The 18895-nt window shown below is 61.1% G+C and carries 19 protein-coding genes; all 19 read right to left on the bottom strand.

The features are described 5' to 3' along the window. Positions 1 to 75: 75 nt before the first annotated feature. The 19 genes from SHM7688_RS06080 to repA all read right to left on the bottom strand — a co-directional run bounded on the left by SHM7688_RS06080 (position 76) and on the right by repA (position 18784). Positions 76 to 657, bottom strand: coding sequence for a rhomboid family intramembrane serine protease (locus tag SHM7688_RS06080; RefSeq protein ID WP_058239131.1), 582 nt, complete (start codon positions 655 to 657; stop codon positions 76 to 78). A 148-nt stretch (positions 658 to 805) separates the two neighbouring features. Continuing rightward, entirely contained in the window at positions 806 to 1342 is a 537-nt protein-coding gene (locus tag SHM7688_RS06075; RefSeq protein WP_223229248.1) for a hypothetical protein, read from the bottom strand. A gap of 154 nt (positions 1343 to 1496) precedes the next feature. Beyond that, a complete protein-coding gene (locus tag SHM7688_RS06070) occupies positions 1497 to 2225 on the bottom strand; it encodes a DUF736 family protein (protein ID WP_058239112.1) in 729 nt (242 codons plus the stop codon). Between the two features lie 124 nt (positions 2226 to 2349). Then, positions 2350 to 2652 (bottom strand): hypothetical protein, encoded by a 303-nt coding sequence (locus SHM7688_RS06065; RefSeq protein ID WP_058239111.1) that lies wholly within the window; start codon positions 2650 to 2652, stop codon positions 2350 to 2352. A 14-nt stretch (positions 2653 to 2666) separates the two neighbouring features. After that, a complete protein-coding gene (locus SHM7688_RS06060) occupies positions 2667 to 6929 on the bottom strand; it encodes a strawberry notch family protein (RefSeq protein WP_058239110.1) in 4263 nt (1420 codons plus the stop codon). Positions 6930 to 7031: 102 nt separating this feature from the next. Then, positions 7032 to 7184, bottom strand: coding sequence for an antitoxin PaaA2 family protein (locus SHM7688_RS06055; protein ID WP_043754116.1), 153 nt, complete (start codon positions 7182 to 7184; stop codon positions 7032 to 7034). Further along, entirely contained in the window at positions 7174 to 7338 is a 165-nt protein-coding gene (locus tag SHM7688_RS19835; RefSeq protein WP_009819683.1) for a hypothetical protein, read from the bottom strand. The genes SHM7688_RS06055 and SHM7688_RS19835 overlap by 11 nt, the downstream gene beginning before the upstream one ends. A gap of 94 nt (positions 7339 to 7432) precedes the next feature. Then, positions 7433 to 7951, bottom strand: a complete 519-nt coding sequence (locus SHM7688_RS06050; protein ID WP_024099306.1) for a type II toxin-antitoxin system YhaV family toxin — start codon at positions 7949 to 7951, stop codon at positions 7433 to 7435. Beyond that, positions 7948 to 8274 carry a type II toxin-antitoxin system PrlF family antitoxin gene (locus tag SHM7688_RS06045; RefSeq protein WP_005668772.1) on the bottom strand — a complete coding sequence of 109 codons (327 nt, stop codon included), beginning with the start codon at positions 8272 to 8274 and terminating at the stop codon, positions 7948 to 7950. The genes SHM7688_RS06050 and SHM7688_RS06045 overlap by 4 nt, the downstream gene beginning before the upstream one ends. A gap of 124 nt (positions 8275 to 8398) precedes the next feature. Next, a complete protein-coding gene (locus SHM7688_RS06040; protein WP_024099305.1) occupies positions 8399 to 9052 on the bottom strand; it encodes a DUF6927 domain-containing protein in 654 nt (217 codons plus the stop codon). After that, positions 9052 to 9645, bottom strand: a complete 594-nt coding sequence (locus tag SHM7688_RS06035; protein ID WP_058239109.1) for a hypothetical protein — start codon at positions 9643 to 9645, stop codon at positions 9052 to 9054. Before SHM7688_RS06035 ends, SHM7688_RS06040 begins: the two co-directional genes overlap by 1 nt. A gap of 76 nt (positions 9646 to 9721) precedes the next feature. Continuing rightward, positions 9722 to 11704: a ParB/RepB/Spo0J family partition protein gene (locus SHM7688_RS06030; RefSeq protein ID WP_058239108.1), complete on the bottom strand. Its 1983-nt coding sequence runs from the start codon at positions 11702 to 11704 to the stop codon at positions 9722 to 9724. Positions 11705 to 11861: 157 nt separating this feature from the next. Then, positions 11862 to 12251, bottom strand: a complete 390-nt coding sequence (locus SHM7688_RS06025; protein ID WP_058239107.1) for a DUF3768 domain-containing protein — start codon at positions 12249 to 12251, stop codon at positions 11862 to 11864. Between the two features lie 87 nt (positions 12252 to 12338). After that, complete coding sequence (locus tag SHM7688_RS06020; protein ID WP_005617043.1) at positions 12339 to 12548, bottom strand: DUF6330 family protein; 210 nt, start codon at positions 12546 to 12548, stop codon at positions 12339 to 12341. Between the two features lie 23 nt (positions 12549 to 12571). After that, positions 12572 to 13522: an ArdC family protein gene (locus SHM7688_RS06015; protein ID WP_058239106.1), complete on the bottom strand. Its 951-nt coding sequence runs from the start codon at positions 13520 to 13522 to the stop codon at positions 12572 to 12574. Positions 13523 to 13562: 40 nt separating this feature from the next. After that, entirely contained in the window at positions 13563 to 14033 is a 471-nt protein-coding gene (locus SHM7688_RS06010) for a hypothetical protein (RefSeq protein ID WP_223229247.1), read from the bottom strand. Between the two features lie 1219 nt (positions 14034 to 15252). Next, positions 15253 to 16464: a plasmid replication protein RepC gene (gene repC / locus SHM7688_RS06005; protein ID WP_058239104.1), complete on the bottom strand. Its 1212-nt coding sequence runs from the start codon at positions 16462 to 16464 to the stop codon at positions 15253 to 15255. 213 nt (positions 16465 to 16677) lie between these two features. Then, positions 16678 to 17607 carry a plasmid partitioning protein RepB gene (repB, locus tag SHM7688_RS06000; protein WP_058239103.1) on the bottom strand — a complete coding sequence of 310 codons (930 nt, stop codon included), beginning with the start codon at positions 17605 to 17607 and terminating at the stop codon, positions 16678 to 16680. Then, a complete protein-coding gene (gene repA, locus SHM7688_RS05995; protein WP_058239102.1) occupies positions 17591 to 18784 on the bottom strand; it encodes a plasmid partitioning protein RepA in 1194 nt (397 codons plus the stop codon). The genes repB and repA overlap by 17 nt, the downstream gene beginning before the upstream one ends. Positions 18785 to 18895: the final 111 nt, after the last annotated feature.

Here is an 18895-nt window from a genome sequence, read left to right as displayed (position 1 = left end):
TTTGAGGAAACTGCACTGCAGCATCTCGGCGTTTACGAATGACAGCACCGGGTCGACCACGTCGGGCGTACGGCTTCAGTCCAGATCGACACCGCCGAGGCGCGGCACATGGACATGCGTCCGGACAAGGGCTGCAGCGGCCGCGCCCGCGATGGCGCTGAAGAGATGCGCCTCCCACGAGACGCCGGGTTGGCCCGGAAGAACGCCCCAGAGAATTGAGCCATAGAGGACACCGACCACCAGTGCCGCGCCCAGCGTGATCAATGAGCGATCCACGAAGCCGCGCGCGACGAGGAAGCCAAACCAGCCGAAGACCAACCCTGACGCACCGATATGGATGGCGGAGCTTCCGAACAGCCAGACGAGTCCGCCGCCGAGGCCGATCACCACTGCGTTCACCGGCAGCAAGGCCCTCGTGGTCGTGGCCACCAGCAGCCCACCCATCACCAGGAGCGGCGGCGTATTGGCCATCAGGTGTGCGAAACTTCCATGCAGGAGGGGCATGGCGATGACGCCATCCAATCCGCTGACGTGCCGGGGGATCAGGCCGAAGGCCGGGTTCAAGCCGTAACCGATGATCCAATTGAGGAGGTGAATCGCCCAGAGCAGTGCGACAAAAGCGACAAGCGCCGCGGCGCGCCGGAAGAAGGCGCGCATGTGATCCCGGTTCATCATGTTGGCGACAGTAGACGTCCCCACAGCACCTTCAACGGCTTTCGCACGCTGCACAGGGTGCCACCTCCAGGAAAGGGGGTTTGAGGCGGCCAACCTCGGTACGGCTCAAGCCAAGAGAATGGCTCGGATCTTACACGGTGTTTCCCGGACGAAAGGGCTGCGGTTCACGCTCGGGACGCTTCAGGGCTTCGGCGTATTTGCTCGCATTGTCATCGATCGTGTTGTGCCAAAGCTTCGAGACGAAGGCCCGGGCGTCTTGGACTGTCATGTCTTTCAGCGAAGAGGACAGCGCCATGAAAAGCTCATCCTCGCTAATCGCAGCGGCGCGGTGCATGGCATCCGCGTAAAATGACGGGTCGTTGAGAACCTGCTCGCGCAGCGGCATCCGCGCGAGGTTCTCCTCCGGGATCGCCATGAAGATCGTGTCCTGAACTTCGGTCAGATACGCACGCCGCGATGTGGACACCGGCTTTCCCGCCGCCTTGGCGTCCAGATATGCCTGCCTTGTCCTGTCGAGCTTCGACCTTGCATGGGTCATGATGACATCACGCTGTCGTTCAGGCAGCGCAAATCCGGTGCAACGCACGATATGAGCAAGAAGCTCTTCAACCTCGGCGTCTACATCAAAGCTCTCGAACCACGGAGCTTTTCCCAGTCTCGCCACCATGTGCCTACCCTCGTCCTCTCAATAATATATTATCGTATATCATATTCAGCAGATCGCAAGCAGATGTGTGCGTCGTACCGCCAGACATGGAAAAAGGGGAACCGTGGTCCCACGGCTCCCCTTTCGGTTCGTATCGTTTTATCTCGCGCGCCGATTAGGCGACCAACGACAGCCCCGTGCCTGCATCCTGCGGCTGCTCACCGCTGTCGATGAACGGGATGATCGAGAAGGTCTGCCCACCGCGCTGTTCTTCGTTCTGCACGGCGTTCACGCGCAGGTCGCCATCGGGCGTGTTGATCAGCAGCGACAGGTAGTCATTGCCCGTGCGGCTGCTTTTCGCCATCCAGGCCGAGCCGACGCGGATCGGTGTGCCCCGGGGCGAGCTGACCTCGATCCGGTAATCGGGGTGAGTCTCCTCGGATTTATAGCTGTTCTCGATCAGCATGAATTCCAGATCGAACATCATGTTGGCGATGTAGCCGGTGAAGGCGTTGTCGGCGTCCATAGCGGTGAGCTCGCCCGAGATCGAGCCGGATTTCATCAGGCCGTTCGAGACCAGCGGGATGATCTCGAATTCGCCGCTCTGGGCCGCGCGCGCCTCTTTCGTCTGCACCGCATTGACCCGGAACGGGCCCAAGCCGACATCGATCTGCATCGAGATGTAAGGGTTTCCGCTGGTATTGCCGGTCTCGTTCCAGGCCGTGCCGATGCGCACCTTGCGGCCTGATTTGTTGACTGCCGTTACGTCAAAATCCGGGCTGCGTTCGGACATCTTCGGGCGGTTTTCAAGCTGGATGGCGATATCGAAACGTGTCGAATGGATCATGCCGGTGTACTTGGCGGCGGCGGTTTCGACATTGCGGGTGAGGGTTCCTGCGAACATGGGATGGTTCCTTTTGAATTGGCCGGTGCCTGACGTTCTTGCCAACGCATCCGGGATTGCTTTCTCGACCCCTTGAGGGATCACAAATCAGAAAGCTCGCTTTCCTTTCAGCCTCGCCCACGGGTCAGAGCTGCCGTCCGAGTGGGAATGCCCCCGCGCCGCCGGGTGCTACGCCCCTCCCCTGCCCGTCTGGTCTTGCTTGGCTGCCCGGATTTTCCGCACCGTCCTCCGATCGGGCAATGAAGAACTCCGCCGCTTTTCCGTTCAACCGGTCCCCTTCGCGGTCGGTCAGACCGATGCAGCTCCCGTTCAGCAGATAGGTGATCAGGTATTGGCCGAGCCTGTCCCTGTGGACAACGTAGCCGGTATTGGCCCAGTGCACGGTCTGGCCGGCATCGACGGCCGCCCTGATGTCTTCGAGAGTCATGATCTCACCCTTCTCTATTCCGCTGCCACAGACGCGGCGTGTGGCAGGTGCCCCACGATCCGGGCCAGAATGCCCGCTGTGTCGATCCCGTCCCCATGCGGCAGGAACACCCGCAGCTGGAAGGCGATGATCTCGGTGAAACACCCCATTGCCTTGAGGCTTTCGATCATGCCCCGATCCGCACCACCCAACTCAAGGCGCATCTCGCCTGCGACCCGGCGACGGGTCAGGGTCAGACCCCGGCCCAGATCGACAGGTGCGGTGGTGCCGAGGGCGGCGGTCAACATCTCCTGTGGCGTTTGCGGATTGGAGACGAGGAAGCGGGCGCGCAGCGCCGCCGCCCCTTCCTCACTCAGCGTCCGCCCGATCATGGCCGTCGCCCCGTCTGGCGTGACACGGTAGATCCGCTCATTGGTGGTCGGAATGTCCTTCCAGATCGGCAGCAGCAGCCCGGTCAGCAGGTAGAGCTTGGTCGTGGTGGTTTTTGGCAGGGACGCAGCCTCGGCCTCCCAAATCTGCGCAAATTCGGGCCTGTCGATCTCTTCCCAAGCCGAGGACTCAAACCGTGCCTCTTCGAGATAGCTCGACCCGTTTGGCCGCACCGCCTTGCGCATCAGCGTGACAATGTCCTCGTCATACATCTGCATGGGCCGCGCCGAGATGAGCGCCGCGCGACCGGAGGCGCGATTCACCATCGGCAGCTTGTCGGGATTGCGCGATATGGCCTCTTCGGCGACCAGGACATACACTGGGTCCGTCACCTCAAGTCCGATAATCCGCGTCACGGCGCCGGATTTCGGGCAGGTCCAGAGATCCTCGGTGGAGACCTGCTCGATCTTTTCGCCACGTAGGGTTTCCACGCCGAGATCGAGCGTGCCCGCCGCGCGCGCCCGCTCAGACTGATCGGCAATCCGGCGCATGAACTCGGCAAAGAGCGCGTTCTGCATGTGGATGGGAAGGGCAAGCACCCGGTTGAGAAACCGCTGGATCGGGGGAAGCTCCTCGAGCAGCACCCCGTCCTTGTCGATCAGCCGCAGGGCCGTCCAGTCGGTGAAGCTCTCGTAGCTCATCGCCTCGGCGCGCCCGGCGGCAAGATCGGCGAAATACCCACGCAGCGCCGCTCGCGCGATCGGGCTTTCGAGATTGTCCTCCTCGCGGAACATGCCTTGCGAGCCGGTCTCGCGCTGGCCCTTGGTCAGGGCCCCCAGCTGGTCGAGGCGTTTGGCGATCGTCGAGGTGAAACGTTTCTCGCCATGCACATCGGAGGTGCAGACCCGAAAGAACGGTGCGCTGACCTGGGCCGAGCGATGCGTGCGGCCGAGCCCCTGGATGGCTGCATCCGCGCGCCAGCCGGGCTCCAGAAGATAGTGCCGCCGCCGTTTCTGGTTCTTCGCGGTTTGCGCCGCATGGTAGGACCGGCCCGTACCGCCCGCGTCGGAGAAGATCAGGATATCCTTTTCGCCATCCATGAAGGCCTGGGTCTCGGAGGAATTGCTGCTGGCGGCGCGCTTTTCGATGAAGAGATGGCCATCCGCGGCCTTGAGGGGCCGGATGGACCGCCCCGTGACCTCCGCCACGGCCTCGTCACCAAAGGCCCAGAGGATCTGATCCAGCGCCGACGCGATCGGGGCCAGCGTCATCAACTCCATCATGGCCGCATCTCGTAGGGCGAGCGCCTCGCGCGAGACAACGAGCGCGCCCGTCTCGTCCCGCAGCGGTTCCGCGACCATATTGCCGTCAATCTCCACGAGCTTTTGCGCGTGGATCGGGAAGGCTTGTTCGAGGTAGCCCAGGACGTAGTCGCGCGGCGTCAAGGCACCCTCGACCAGCTCGTCCCCCGGGTCCATCGTCTCAAGCCGACGCTTCAACAGGCTTTCGCCTGTCGAGACCACCTGGATGACGCAAGCGTTGCCCGCCGCGAGGTCATCCTCGATGGCGCGGATGATGGTCGGGGCTTTCATGCCCATCAGGAGATGGTTGAAGAAGCGCTGCTTCGTGCTCTCGAAGCGGGACTTGGCCGAGGCGCGTGCGGCCGACGCATTAGTTTCCCCCGAGGCGTCGTTGACGCCGGTCGCAGTCAGCGCCGCTTCGAGATTGTGGTGGATCATCCGAAAAGCACCCGCGTATGCGTCGTAGATCTCGATCTGGGCCGGGGTCAGCGCGTGTTCGAGCACGTCATACTCCACCCCATCAAAACTGAGGGCACGCGCCGTGTAGAGCCCGAGCGTCTTGAGATCGCGCGCGACCACCTCCATGGCAGCCACGCCGCCGGCTTCCATCGCAGAAACGAAGCTCTCGCGGCTTGGGAAGGGGTATTCGGGGCCCTGCCCCCAGAGCCCCAGGCGCGCGGCATAGGCGAGGTTGTGGACGCTCGTCGCACCCGTGGCCGAAATGTAGAAGACGCGAGCGCGGGGTGCTGCCAGTTGCAGCCGGAGGCCAGCAAGGCCCTGCTGGGAGGGTTTGACCCCCCTGCCCTGCTCGGACCCGGCCGCGTTCTGCATGGCATGGGCCTCATCAAAGGCCAGCACGCCTTCAAAGTCTTCGCCCATCCAGGCGAGGATCTGGCTCAGTCGCGTGGTGCCGCATTTGCCCGCGGACCGCAGCGTGGCGTAGGTGACAAATAGGATGCCGTCGCCCATCGGGATGGACTGGTCCGGTTTCCATTTTGAGAGCGGCTGGATGTCGGCTGGCGAGCCGCCGAGATCGGTCCAGTCGCGGATGGCGTCCTCGATGAGCGTGGCGGATTTGGAAACCCAGATCGCCTTTCTGCGCCCGGCCAGCCAGTTCACGAGAATGAGCCCCGCGCATTCGCGCCCCTTGCCGCAACCGGTGCCGTCGCCGAGGAAATAGCCAAGGCGATAGGCACGTGCGTCTGGATCATCATCGGCGCGCGTCAGCTTGGTCTGGTCGTCATCGATCGCGAACCGACCCGGCAGGTCGCGCCCATGGGCGTCATGCGCCATGATGATGGTTTCCAGCTGCGCCTCGGAGAGATGTCCCTCCTCGATCAACCGTGCGGGCAGGCGCAAGTCATCACTGCCCGTGTTTGAGGGCATGGGCGGGGCAACCGAGGCCATGGCGATGCTCTCGACGAGCGGCGTGGGATGTTCTTGCGCACCCGCGATCTCGATCCGCTGCGGACGGTAGCGCGCATAGATGTCCGAGATGGGCGTGTTGTCGCGCGGGATATCGAGGCTCTTGAAAGTGAGCGGGACAACGGCATTGGCCCGAGATTTGGAGGCGGCGACAGGCGCAGCAGCGGTCTTGCGCGGGGCAGATGATGGAACGATCGGTCGCGCATGAGGGATCGCTTCAGCCCGTTGGACGGGGCGCATCTCGGGCCGGGTCGCGGCAACTGCGTCGACAAAAGGAAGGGCTTCATCCAAGTCCCGGACACTGGCGCGGATCATTTCGCCGTCCTCCTGCACCTTGTCGAAGACCATCAGCTGGGTTTCGACAGAGGTGCCGAGCTTGCGATAGACCTGTCCCGGCATCGTCAGCGCCAATCGCGGCGTCAGGAGACCGCAGGCGCGGGACCAATGCGCGGCATCGCGTTCGGGCGTGAATCCCGGCGGCATGATCGCCACCAGCCGCCCGCCGGGTGCCAGGCGCTTTGCAGCCGCGATGAGATGCTTGGCGGCGATGTGCTTGTCTCGGGAGCGATCGACCGAGGAGGCGAAGGGCGGGTTCATCACCACGACCTCGGGTAGAACCGGCGTCTGCAGCAGATCATCGATATGCTCGCCGTCATGGCCTGTGACCTCGCCGCCGAAAACCGCGCGCAGGAGGCGCTGGCGAAAGGGGTCGATCTCGTTGAGCAGAAGCGTGGCACCGGCCCGGGCGGCGAAAGCAGCCAGGGCACCGGTGCCAGCCGAGGGCTCCAGAACGGTCTCGCCCTTGCGGATCGCCGCGGCCCGCAAAACCAGCGCCGCGAATGGCAGCGGCGTGGAAAACTGCTGTAGCCGGATCTGCTGCTCTGACCGGCGGGTTTCCGTCAGGAGCCGTGAGGCAAGTAGCCTTGCAGCGGCGGTGTCACCTGCCGCGCCGTTCCCACGCAGCAGCACCTGGACAGCCGCTGCCTGCATCATGTCATAGGCCATGCGCCAGTCCCAGGCGCCACCGGCATCGCTGCCATGAAACGCCTCGCGCATGATACGCGCGAGCGCTGAACTGCGCAGGGGCTGGTCATCGACCTCCGTGCCGATTTGCGCGAGGGCAGAGGCGAGATCGGCTTCGGAGATTGCGAGAGCCGGGTTGGCCGTTCTGGGTTTGGACATGGGGATTTTCCTTTGGATCAGGGTCTGAGTTACAAAGGACAAAAAGCCCGCTTTCGCTTTTCAGGGTGACGTAGTCAGACCGCGCCGACCTCAAAGGCTTGGTCAGGACTTGGGTTCGACCTGCCGCTTCGCATCAATCAATGCCTGTGCGGCCTGCATCACCTGAACCTGAGATGTTCCCGAGCGTGCATCCTCCAGCGCGGCCTGCACCTGCGCGCAAAACCACGTGTCATAAGAATTCGCTTCAGCGGCCACGGAAATGCTCCTCGAGCCCGATATCCAGCAGCTTGCCGAGGTCATCGGGCATGTCTGCAACGCGCACAGCAATTGGGAAACGGTGCCCCGTCAGGTCAGGCGCGCATTGCTCCTCTAGACCGAGGTGCTGCCTATCCTTTTCCGTCTCATTCATTGTGCTTTCTCCGACCGCATTATCAGCCGATGCTACATCTTCGAGCGTGGCGTCGTAAATGATAATGCCAAAGGGTCATAGCAAGCTGGCCCACTTACCGATCGGGCACCGCTTCAAGGGATTTCTCGAACCGCTTGCCTGCCGCTGCAGCTTCTTTCAAGAGCGCGTCGAAATTGTCAGGTGGGTTGCCATCTTCCAGCATCCCTTTGAACGTCGCATAGGCATCCGTCTTGCTGCCATAGGCGCGCAGGGTCTTGTCGTCGTTCACCCATGCCACCACGATGACCTTCGCATCGCTGTTGAACCGGTAGAACAGCCGATACTGCTGGAAGAATTTCGCCCGGAACCAGTGCTTGCGGTGATCGCCGAGTGTGCCGCCTTGCCGGAAGGCGGCGGCACCCGGATCTGCAGGTATGGCCTCGGTGACCAGCTTGAAGATGGCGGCCAGCCGTTTCGTCGGGTTTTTCTTGTGCCAGGTCTTGGGATCGCGAGCCTTACGCGCCTCTACCTCCTCGACCAGCCCTTCGAGCTGGTCCAGAAAGAGTGGGTGCGCATAAATCGACCATCCATTCACGACAAGGGGCGCTTGGGCGGGCACGCTATCGCCGCTCATTCATCCTCGAGCGATAGCGGCGCATCGAGATCGACATCAACGTCTCCGACCAGTGCTGCAAGACGGTCATGCAAAGCCCCATCGAAAGCCCGAATGCGGTCCGGATGCGCCTTGATATCGGCCTCGACAAAATCGAGAAAGGCTCCGAGCACGGGATCTTCCTCGTCGCTGCGCACGGGCTCGATATAGACCCTGCCACTCGGCTCGGTGCAGTAACGAATCTGGTCGCCCTTGCCCAGCTTGAGCTGTTTGCGCACACCCGCCGGCACGGTCGTCTGATACCGATCCGTGAGTTTCGAGACATCTTGTGCGAGGGCTGTCATGGCAGTCTCCTGAAGAAAAGGGGCTTTGCTGCCCGCGATAGGTAATGCATTTGCATTGCCTTGTCAAGACAAGCCGCAGCATCTGCTGTCGCCGGGCAGGTCGATGAACCGTCCGGCGCAGGACCTAATTTCGCCCCGCCAGGAACTCCGCCAGCACCGGGCTAGCCGCACCTTTCGTGGAGCTGAGCAGCTCCGAGCCCGCAAGCGAGGCCTTCGACAGGCGTACGAGCCCACCAGTTTCCTCGATGCGGTAGCAGCGGCGCTTTTGCCGCCCACGCCTGTAGTGGGTCGCGGTGACAATCTGGCAGGTACTGCCATCGGTGAGCGTCACAGGGGTGGCGAGCTTGATCTTGTCGCCTTCCTCGTAGTCCGGGATCGCAGCCCAGTCCTGGCAGCGCTGGCGCCAGGCATGAGCATAGCTGTCTGGGTCTTTCAGCTCGGACAGCAGGGCCAATAGGCTCAGTGGCGCGCGGGATTCGACCGGTCCCGCGCTTTCCTCCATGTCCTTGTAGCCCCAGCAGCCGTCATCATATCGGGTAAGGAATACGGCGGCGAAAGTGATGGAGCCATCCGCATCGGTGACATAGGTCGTGTCTTCGACAGGGGTGCCGTCGATATTTGTGACCTTTGCCGCCGCGTACCAAGTCGAACCCACCTTGCAGGCTTTGACCAGTTCCGTCTTGCGCCTTTCGCCCTCGAAGGTGCACAGCCGAGCAATCTCCGCTTTCTCATCCGCGTAGGTCTGGACGCGGCCGTCGGTGTAGAAGAGCCAACCCATCACGCCGCCCTCCGATCATCAATCTCCATCAGCGCATCGAGCGGCACGCGGTAGGGCTGCATGGCGTCGAAATCCTCGCAATTGCCGCAGTTCTGCACGATCGCGAAGGTGTCGCAGGCATCCTTGAGGATGACCCGGAAGGTGCCGCCGAGGCCTGACGGCACCTCGTAGGTCCCGCCGATGAGATAATCCGAGGCCCGGCGCACGAAAACGCGGATGCTGTGGCCATCGGTGGCAAGCCGGATCGCGCCGCGCCCCCGGTCGATGAGCACCTGCACGTCATCCAGGATGTCGGTGTAGAACTGGCCGGTCAGATCGCGAAACGCCATGCGGCGCTGCGCCATCCAGTCGCTGTCCCGAAACGGGTTCATGCCATCGGCAAAGGCGAAGGAGGGATCGGCCTGCTCGGTCGTGACGATCCGAGTGGTCGTACCGTCGATGCCGTTTGAGCGCAGATGCACACCATTGCCGACGATGAGGATCAGGGCGGGCCTGTCCACCGGTCCGTTCCAGTTGGGCAGGAAGGTTTTGCAGGCGCGCGCATGCGCGATTTGCGCCGCAACAGCGGAGGCAGAGAACTTGAGAATAGCCATAGGGATGTCTTTCCGTTGGGTGTGGGAGGGTCGACCCGCGCGGGCGGCATGGTCCACGCGCGGGTCGCGTGAGGACTCAGGCCGCTTGCGCGATGTCGCCGTCAGGCTCCGGGGTTTCCGCAGCGGGCTCCGCCTCATCAAAGGCGACACCGGCGGTCTGCATCATCGGCGGGCACCAGGCGGCCACGGCAGCGCGCTGCGCGTCCGTGAGCGTGGCGAAGGGCTCTGCAAAGAGCTTGTCGCAGAAGGCGACGATTTCCTTCTTGCTCGACGAGGCCAGCGTCACCGCCTCCTGGGCCAGACCCAGATCCTCGCCCAGAATCTTCAGCAGCCAGGCCTTCTTGAAACGATTGAACAGCGCCGCGTTCGGCGTCCAATGCGCGCGAACGTCAGGCATGATCTCGATCTCGAAGTCATGCATAAGGCTGTCGCGCCGCGGGTCCCGCGCGAAGCAGGACTGCGTGGTGCTGGCGGTTGCAAAGGCGACGAGCTTGGCCTTTTCGCCTGCCTCCAGCGCGCGAAACGCCGCGAACTGATCGGCGGGCGCGCGGGCGTCATCGAGCCACGAGAGGTCAAGCGCATCATGCGCCGCCGCCACCTGCTCAAGCGAGGTCTCGTCGATCTCGTCCATCTTGGCATGGCTGCGGTATTCCTTGCGGGCCTCGACCTTGATCGCCTGCGTGACACTCATTCCGCTGGCCAGGACGTCGCTCACCAGCTTGAAGAGCGTCAGATCGAGCGTGGCTTCCGGATGCAGCGCCATCGCGGCCCCAAGCGCCATGGCTCGCTCGGTCTTGAGGTCCTCTGCCAGCGAGGCTGGATAGGTGATTTCGCCAGCGTCGGGGGCCTCCTCTCCCGTGGTGTTGGTCGAGGAACTGGGCGCGCCCTTCTCTTTCACGGTGTCCTCCGGGCGGACGAGGCCCACATGGAGCGTGATCTGCCCGTTCGACCAAGACGCAATCACGCCTGCACGGGCGAGATCCTCGGCGCTGTAGGCCTCCTGCAGATCGCGGGCTTCGTCTTCCAGAGCGTCCACGCGCTCGTAAAGGGCATTGTAGGCACCGTCCTCGAGCCCCTCATCCTCCATCTCGAGCTGCAATTTCTCAAGCTCGGCGGTGATCTCATCGATGCGCTTCTGGGCAGCCTCATCCGGCTCGATCGGGCTGGGATAGACCCGGCCATAGTCCGCCATGGTCGCGTAATCGTAGCGCACCATCGCATCGGCCCAGGCAAAGCCCAGCCTCGTACGGGCCTCTTCGGCAGCGGCACCGAGCTTCTCGAGCAGGATGGTCTCGACCAGCGCCGCATCCTCAAGCACGGAATGCTCTTCCAGCAGATCGGCTGCGACGGTGCCGCCGCGGGCCTCGTAGTCCGCGCGCACGAAAGCCCCGATATCATCGCTGACCTGCACACCGCGGGATTTGAGCGCCTGACGGACCGTATAGGCCTGCAGATAGCCGCCGTCTTTCGTGAGCGCCTCATAGACCTCGCGCTGCGCCTCCTGGCTCGGGTGCTCGGCGAAGGCTTTCATCGTGTCGAGCGTGATCACCTTGCCCCGGGCTGCGGCGCGGATGTCGGGGTGGATAAGGCCATAGCGCAACCGGCCTTTCACGGCAGCCACCGTGGCGTCGAAGGTCTTTGCGATCGTCTCGGGCGTCTGGCCGTCGACCTCCATCATCCGGGCGAAGGCCTCGAACTCGTCGATGGCGTTCATCGGTGCCTGGGTGATGTTCTCGGCGAGCGACAGCGCCGTGGTGACGTCGCACTCCTCAGGGACAAGGCGGCAGTCCACCTTGGTTTTCGCGGTGAACCCCTTGGCGGCCTTGTCGGCAACCAGCTCCTTCAGGGCGGCGTGACGGCGGCCACCGGCGAGGACGGCATATTTGCCGTCGATCTTCTGGACGAGGAGCGGCTGGAGCAGGCCCAGCACAGCGATGCTGGCCTTCAGATGCGCGATGTTCTCGGGGTCATAGGTTTCCGAAGAGTTGCTGCGCACATTGGCGGGATGCGCAGTGAGATCGCGGATGGCGACGGTGAGAGGGGCAAAGCTTGTGGTCATGGGATATCCTTCCAGGTGGGTGAGATGCGGCCCGCGCGCTCGCGCGTGACCAATCCCCGGCTTCAGGGATCACCACGACAAAAGGCCCGCTTTGCCTTTTTGTGGGGCAGCGGGCCTTCATCGGCTGGAATGTCAGGAGGGGGTGTCCCCTGCCCTGCTACCAGTCGCGCGAAAGCATGATGGTCAGTACGCGCATGGTGGTGGCGGGATTGTCCGGGGTCTCGGCGCCATAGCGGAAGTCGGAATCCGCTTCGTACAAATCCAGTTTCCAGAACACGGTCTCGCCCCGGATCTCGACCGCCCCGAAATCGTGCCAGCCCTCGGGATCATTCTCAGGCTCGAACGTGGCAAACTCACCGGTTGCCTTGACCGCCTCGGCCATGAAGCCATCGCTGGCCTCCATAAGCGAGCGGGTGACATGCATCCGGCCCTGGATGGGCTGGGCGGGCGGCACTCCAAGGCACGCGAGCTTGCGAAACGCGTCGTTCTGCGCCGCGATCACGGTCGGATCCGGACGGTCTGGCTGGGGTTGAACGGTCATGGACATGGGGATCTCCTTTGAGAAGTTGAAACACCCTTCCCAAAGCCAGCTTTGTCTTTTCTGCTTGGCGGAAGTACCGAAGCAGAAGGTGCCCTACCCGAACAGCCCCTTGGGTCTGTAATTCGGGTTGGGGATGGTTTCGATCCAGCCGCCTTGCTCTTTGATGCTCTCGAGCGCTGCCGAGAGCGGGTAAGCGCCCTCGGCAGCGCTCCACCAATAGGCACCGCGCTTGAAGGTGATGATCTTGCGGCGGCCGTCGTTGAAGCAGGCCACCCGCAGCGTTTTGGGTTCCTTACGTGACATGGGTGTCTCCGTTCTCCGTGCGGTCAGGCGGCCTCGGCACTGCGACCTGCCCTGCCCACCTCCGATCTGGCGATCAGATAATCACAGGCGCGCTGCGCATCCGCGGCGTGCTTGAAGATCGCACCCTTGTCCGACCGAAGAACGCGCAACCAGTTGTGGAGGTAGGCGGCATTCATCTCGAGCGTATGCGCCGTGAAGCCGAGCGTCTGACCCAGGAACACAGAGGTCAATTCCGCGACGATCTCCTCGCGCGCGTAAGAGGTCGCGTAAGAGGTGTTGCCGAACTTCGAGAGACCGAAATCACGGTTCAGTCGATGGGGGGCTTTCGTGGCATGGGCCAGCTCATGGGCCCAGACCCCGTAGAAATTGCGCGGGTCCTGGAACCGCGTGATGGACGGCATGTAGACCTTGTCCACGGGCGGCAAATAGTACGCCTCCGTGCCCGTGAAGACGGTTGTGATGTCGATGGCATCAAAAAACGCCTGCATGTGCGGGATGGGCTCGGACGGCGGATGCTCGGGCACGGGCTCCGGGTCAGGGTAGAAGCTGTCCGCCAGACCCTCGATCTGGCAGGCATTGAACACGCGGTAGGATTTCTGGAAGCGGAAGATGCGGGCCTCCTCGGAGCGATCATCGCCATCGCTGCGGTCGTCCTGGCCGCCCGCGTCTTTCCGGCTTTGGCCGTAATAGACGACGACAGAGGATTTCTCGCCCTTGCGGACCTTTGCGTCCAACGCATTGGCCTGCGGCAACGTCATCCAGAAGGGCGAGCTATGGCCCGCCATCACGGTGCGCATCGTCAGCAGGAAGTTGTTCACCCCCTGGTAGGGTTCACCGCCCACGCGCAGGGGGCGAGAGCTGCCACCTGCCGTCCATGGCTTGCGCCACGGCAGAACGCCGCGCTCGATGATCCGGATAATTTCGTTTGTGATGACCTCGGAGGCATCGAATTTGGGCGTGCGGGATCGAGCCATGGCTGGCGTCCTTTCGAGTTTTGGTGAGAGGGAATGGGGATCAGATTGACTGACGGGGCCGCGGATCGTTGACGATCCTCGCGCCGAGCCCTTCGACCATGTCGATGTAGGTGATCAGCGAAACAGAACTGCCAAGCCCCCAAGGTTCAAGGTCGGCCGATCCGTCCCGTGTCACCCGCGGCAGGTTCGCGAAGGCGATGACGTCACTGATGGGTCGGATATCGATGAACGGGGTTCCTCGTGCGACCGCGAGGGCGGCCAAGGGAAAGCGCTCGATCGGCGCGAAGGTCGACACGGTGGTCCAACCGAGATGGAGGAAGGTCCCACCCTCCCCGCAGATCACATGCGCGTTTGGCAATGCCGCCGCCTGCTTCAGATAGCCGAGATCACGCAGGACGGTCTGGCGTTCGAGCCGCTGTGCCAGCGCCGTCTGGCCAGTTCGGCGCAGCTCTCTATGCCGCCACCACGAGGCAGCGGTCGCGCGCAACACGCGCAAGACACCTGTTTGCATGGGAATGTCCTTCATCAGGAAAGACAGACCGGAATCCGGCCCGGACCCATCTGAGGGACCCCAAAGGCCCACATCCGTCAGTCACAAAACCCGAAGAACACTTTTACTTTTCGTGGACCAAACCCATGAAACACCCAACCGCCACCGAACTGTACTGGTACGACGGGATCAGAACTTCCACAGGGCCCATCGGCTAGACCTGTGGCGGTTCCTTCTTCACGAGATAGCCCAGACCGCTCAATCGGCCCGCAACTGCCAACTTCTTGGTAGAGCGTGCTGATACTTTGGCTTCCCGTCGATGTAGCGGATCGGCACCCTGGAAAGGGAAACCATGTTGATGAAGGCTGTTATGGGCATGATTTCTCATCGCGAATACCAAAAAGCGCAATAACCTATTGTTATTAAATCGTTTTCCTCCATCTGATGGATCAGATCATTCCGCAGCCAACATCAAAGCACTCTTTTGAATAGTTCGGGTGTCATGAAATCAAGAGATTGAGTTGCAACCGCTGTTCTGAGATGTCCTCGTCGTCCACTACGACCAAATCAGCGGAACGCGGGACCGCTGGCAACTAGCTGCTGCGCTTGAGGAGCCGATTGCCTCGCTGGCCATGTCGCCATTATCGAAGTGACTGAGAAGTTACGGGGTCCCCTTCCCAGCGCGCGGGAATTGGAGGATCGAGCCCTTGGTCAAACGGTTTTGGTAACCATCAATCGTCTGCTCCTTGTGCGCTACGGCCCGTAGCCACGATATCATGCAACAGACATCCACAACCTACCTCTCAAGCATTAGCACCGATGAAGGCCAAGCGAATATCCGAGGCCAGGACCCAAATCGCCGTCAGCAGGCGCCGGATAGCGTAGAGCCAATTGTTGAGGGTATTCATCATCAGATCTCAGACATCGAAAAGGGCAGGGGCCGCGGAGGCGCGCAACTGCTAGGTTGGCTGCAGCGCAACACTCTGTATGTTCTTCGCTAGCCGCCTTTGCGCTACTAGCAGCGATGGTCACCAGCTGAGGTTTTATCATGATGATCGGGATGCCCTCGTCATCAGATCTTCGCCGCGACGAAGGCGAAAGCCACTTTCACGATCTCAAATATCGCCACACCTCAACCCCCTAACTTTTCTCTCTCGAACACCGTTTGTGTGCCGAGAGCCTACTTAACAGCTGTTAAGTTATGCCATGCCAGCCGCACGAGATCGGAGTTTAACAGCTGTTAAGCCGCGTTCCGCCGGCCAATCAATGCCATGACCATTGGGCCACAGGAAAACTCGCCTGCCGCAGCTTTGGTAGTCAGAGCTCGCAAGTATCCACCAGGCGATCTTATGTCGGCGAAGCGTTCCAGCATGGCAGCAACGACGATCGACGCTTGCTCCGGACCCATGAACCGCTGTGCTTCTTCCCATGCAGACGCACTGATCCCCATGGCTGGCCGCACATGGCACGCCGCATCGAAGAGCTGATGCCAATGCCGGATCTCACCTTGGTAGAAGGTCTTGAGCGAGGGACATGCCGCGATCACTAGGTGGAGCGGGATCTTTGGCAGGTGTCTTGTGTCCTGTTCATCAACGTCAGCCACCGGCTCATTCGTATCCACATCTGGCACACCCGCCGCCGCCCCGCTTTTTTCTAAAGCAGGTTCAAGATCTATAGATTCTTTATTTGAATTATGATGGTGACGCTCAGATTGGGCATCATTGGTGTTCATTTCTTCTGTTTCAGGGCCATCAATGATGTTGCGTGCCTGGTCAAGGAGAGCTTCAAGGTCGGCTCGATAGGCCGCAAGGTCCTCAATTGAAAGCTTGCGGCGAAGCGCGCGGGCTGTGAGGGCAGCCTTGTCGCGAAGCTGATCCCAGAAGCCTAGGCCTGGCTGCATCTCGTCTCCGAACTCTGCGAGGGCCGTGAGATCACGCCGCATGAGGCTTACGACCTCTCTCAGACGCCTGACGCGCTCCTCAGCCTCACGTACGGCCTCTGCCGCCCGTGCTATCTCCTCGGACTGGCAGTAGAGCGGGGAAAGATCGAAGCCAAAGGCGACGCGCTCTTCGCCGTGCTTGCGGACGTAGCGCTTTCCATTGGGGCTATCACGCCGCTGGAGCAAGCCAGCCTCGACAAGACGCGCGAGGTGACGACGCATAGTGGAGCAGGGCATACCATTCAGGCGCTCACAGATCGCCTTGTTCGAGGGGAAGACTACCATCTCGGCGTTCCCGCCAAGTGCATCGTCTGGAAAGAAGCTGAGGAGCCCCTGCAAAACAGTCAAATCACGTTCTGACACGCCAAAGGCCGCTTGCGCCTTGGAGAGCTCGCGCAGGAGTTCCCACTTGTTAACGGGTCTGGCCGGAACAGATGCCTCGGGTCGCTCGATGACGCGCAAATGGCCGTGCGAAATCGGCCGCATAAACGGCGAAATTGGTGTGTAATCCATAAAAATGTTCACGAAGACAAAAATTCTAGGGCCCGCGAATCGCTTTGCGCTTGCGGGGTAGGGGCCAGAACGCTACATTCAGAGGTGCGAAAACTGAGATTTTGTAGCGGGCTGATCCCGGTGCGAAACCTTACAAAGGTCTCGTGAAGCTAGCTTCTCGGGGCCTTTTTCTTTTTGCCTGTATCGTGCCTCCTTCTTGTTGGTTGCTCTTCCTCAGTCTTCTGAACGCTTCCAGCGCTCATGAAGCTCGGTAATCAGCTTTGGGGCATTGCCCTCCAACCAGCTGATAAAATCAGGTTCATCCGTCGTCAGATCGAGTTTAAGCTGCTTGCCTTGGCGGCCGGTCTTGACCGTCGCAGCTCCGACACCGGGGATCGCCAAAGCAGGCACGCCTTTTCTAGACGGGCTTGCTTTCTTCTCTGCGCTCTTCGCAGCTGCCAGAACTGCGAGAAACGCACGCTCAGAAACCTCATCGACCGAGCCGGATTTTTCGGACTTAGCTGCATGAGCTACGGCTTGCAGTTGGTCTCGATCACCGTCGTAGGCACCCAAAGCCTTTTTGAGCTCTTCCCATCTCGGGCGACCAATCCCGGGAGCCGCACCAATTGCCTGGATGAGTTCTTCGCCGACCGTCCGAACGACACTCAAGAGTTGTGAAACCCCAGCTTCGTGGAGGTTAAGGACTTCGGCGACACCTCGATTGGTGCGCTCAGCCCCTTCCAAATGATCACCGTCCAGAAGTGCCGTCGCAACGAGCGCACGCTCAATAAAGCTCAGATCACGACGCTCTTGGTTCTCGAGAAGCTGATCTCGAAGCGCTTGATCACCCTCAACCTCTGTGACGATGGCTCGAACTTTGATACCGAGTTCGCTACATGCCTCTAAGCGTCTGCGGCCATAGATCAGGTTGTAGCGATCGCCTTCCAGTGGGCGGACCAAGACAGGCACACGCTGACCGTTCTTGGAAATAGAGTTCTTCAGGCCCTCAACTTCAATCTGAAGCCTGTCATCCAACCGTCCTTCGGTAACAATCTGCGCCGGATCGATCTCAAAAACACCGCCACGCAGTCGGCGCCCTTCAAGAGCGTCAGGAGCGTTGCGAAGGGTCTGCAGCGGCAGGCCAAGTTTAGGCTTTCTTGCCATTCCGCCCCCATGTGTTCTGGATGATTTCAGCGATCTCATCGTTCACTGCGTTCATAGATTCGATCGCACGATCAAACGTCTGACGCGTGAAGTCCCTCTTGTCAGCTTCGTAGAGCGTTTGCTTGGTCAAGCCGGCATCAGAAATTGCGGTCGATTCAACCATGTGATTGGTCAGGACCGACCTCCCAAACAGCCCGCGAATGAAGGCGATGACTTCGGTTTGTGGCGCGTCGCCGACTTTGTATCGCGTTGGCAAGAAGCGCAGCCAATCGAAGCGCAGATTTGCGCCTGCATCCCTGATTACTCCCAGGAGATCCGCCGTCATTCGCAGGAATTGGGACATCGACATAAGGTCAAGCATCTGCGGGTGAACCGTCACGAGGACGCCCGAGGACGCGGAAAGTGCTGACATCGTCAAGAAACCAAGCTGCGGCGGGCAGTCGATCACAACAATGTCGTAGTTCGCTTCAACACTATCGAGTGCGTCATGAACTCTCGCGAAGAACGCTTTCGCTCCGCCTCGCTGGATAGCAGCAGGCGTCTCGTGCTCGAACTCCATGAGTTCAAGGTTGCCTGGGATGAGATCAAGGCCGCGAATGTAAGTCTTGCGGATCACTTCGGAGATCGGAACCGGATCGTCGTAGCGAACGGCATCATAGAGGGTTCCGCCCTCCATGAGGTCGAGTTCTGGCTGGATTCCGTGAAGAGCCGAAAGAGATGCTTGGGGGTCGAGATCGATCGCAAGAACTCTGTACCCCTTGAGCGCCAAGCGCTGAGCGAGGTGAGCAGACGTCGTCGTTTTGCCGCTTCCGCCCTTGAAGTTCACCACTGAAATGACCTGAAGCTCGTCACCGTCGCGACGCCCAGGCACGTAAGTTCCAGACCTTTTTGCGTTTCCTTCAAGCGTCTGCCGGATTTCCCAGATATCGTCGAGCGTATAGCGGCGATGACTTCCCGCCGTCGTCTCGACGTCAACGATCTTTCCTTCTCGATGAAGCTTCCGAAGATAGGTATGGTCGACGCCAAGGAGCTCAGCAGCTTCGCCGCTGGTCAAAGTGCGCATCACCTTCTTTGCATCCGGTGGGAAGTGCGCAGCGCGCTGAGCATGCAGGTTCGACGCGAGAAGTTCCGCGTAGTGCCCGATCGCGATATCTAGATCCTGTTCTGCTTCGCTCATGTCTGCCCCGATCCGTGGGCGCGTTTTTTATGTGACCGCGCGTTATTTTTCGAGACTATTGCCCGACCAGCCAGATTCGTGCAAGCACTTTCTAGATTTAGTGGCAATCCG

It is taken from the genome of Shimia marina (assembly GCF_001458175.1).
Classification (GTDB): Bacteria; Pseudomonadota; Alphaproteobacteria; order Rhodobacterales; family Rhodobacteraceae; genus Shimia; species Shimia marina.
The sequence above is the reverse complement of the archived record's forward strand: the minus strand, read 5'-3'. Positions and strand labels throughout refer to the sequence as shown.

Bases quoted from the DNA above. Each gene is read 5' to 3' on its own strand.
- SHM7688_RS06080 (WP_058239131.1), bottom strand. From the start codon at position 657: ATGCGCGCCTTCTTCCGGCGCGCCGCGGCGCTTGTCGCTTTTGTCGCA.
- SHM7688_RS06075 (WP_223229248.1), bottom strand. From the start codon at position 1,342: ATGGTGGCGAGACTGGGAAAAGCTCCGTGGTTCGAGAGCTTTGATGTA.
- SHM7688_RS06070 (WP_058239112.1), bottom strand. From the start codon at position 2,225: ATGTTCGCAGGAACCCTCACCCGCAATGTCGAAACCGCCGCCGCCAAG.
- SHM7688_RS06065 (WP_058239111.1), bottom strand. From the start codon at position 2,652: ATGACTCTCGAAGACATCAGGGCGGCCGTCGATGCCGGCCAGACCGTG.
- SHM7688_RS06060 (WP_058239110.1), bottom strand. From the start codon at position 6,929: ATGTCCAAACCCAGAACGGCCAACCCGGCTCTCGCAATCTCCGAAGCC.
- SHM7688_RS19835 (WP_009819683.1), bottom strand. From the start codon at position 7,338: ATGAATGAGACGGAAAAGGATAGGCAGCACCTCGGTCTAGAGGAGCAA.
- SHM7688_RS06050 (WP_024099306.1), bottom strand. From the start codon at position 7,951: ATGAGCGGCGATAGCGTGCCCGCCCAAGCGCCCCTTGTCGTGAATGGA.
- SHM7688_RS06045 (WP_005668772.1), bottom strand. From the start codon at position 8,274: ATGACAGCCCTCGCACAAGATGTCTCGAAACTCACGGATCGGTATCAG.
- SHM7688_RS06040 (WP_024099305.1), bottom strand. From the start codon at position 9,052: ATGGGTTGGCTCTTCTACACCGACGGCCGCGTCCAGACCTACGCGGAT.
- SHM7688_RS06035 (WP_058239109.1), bottom strand. From the start codon at position 9,645: ATGGCTATTCTCAAGTTCTCTGCCTCCGCTGTTGCGGCGCAAATCGCG.
- SHM7688_RS06030 (WP_058239108.1), bottom strand. From the start codon at position 11,704: ATGACCACAAGCTTTGCCCCTCTCACCGTCGCCATCCGCGATCTCACT.
- SHM7688_RS06025 (WP_058239107.1), bottom strand. From the start codon at position 12,251: ATGTCCATGACCGTTCAACCCCAGCCAGACCGTCCGGATCCGACCGTG.
- SHM7688_RS06020 (WP_005617043.1), bottom strand. From the start codon at position 12,548: ATGTCACGTAAGGAACCCAAAACGCTGCGGGTGGCCTGCTTCAACGAC.
- SHM7688_RS06015 (WP_058239106.1), bottom strand. From the start codon at position 13,522: ATGGCTCGATCCCGCACGCCCAAATTCGATGCCTCCGAGGTCATCACA.
- SHM7688_RS06010 (WP_223229247.1), bottom strand. From the start codon at position 14,033: ATGCAAACAGGTGTCTTGCGCGTGTTGCGCGCGACCGCTGCCTCGTGG.
- repC (WP_058239104.1), bottom strand. From the start codon at position 16,464: ATGGATTACACACCAATTTCGCCGTTTATGCGGCCGATTTCGCACGGC.
- repB (WP_058239103.1), bottom strand. From the start codon at position 17,607: ATGGCAAGAAAGCCTAAACTTGGCCTGCCGCTGCAGACCCTTCGCAAC.
- repA (WP_058239102.1), bottom strand. From the start codon at position 18,784: ATGAGCGAAGCAGAACAGGATCTAGATATCGCGATCGGGCACTACGCG.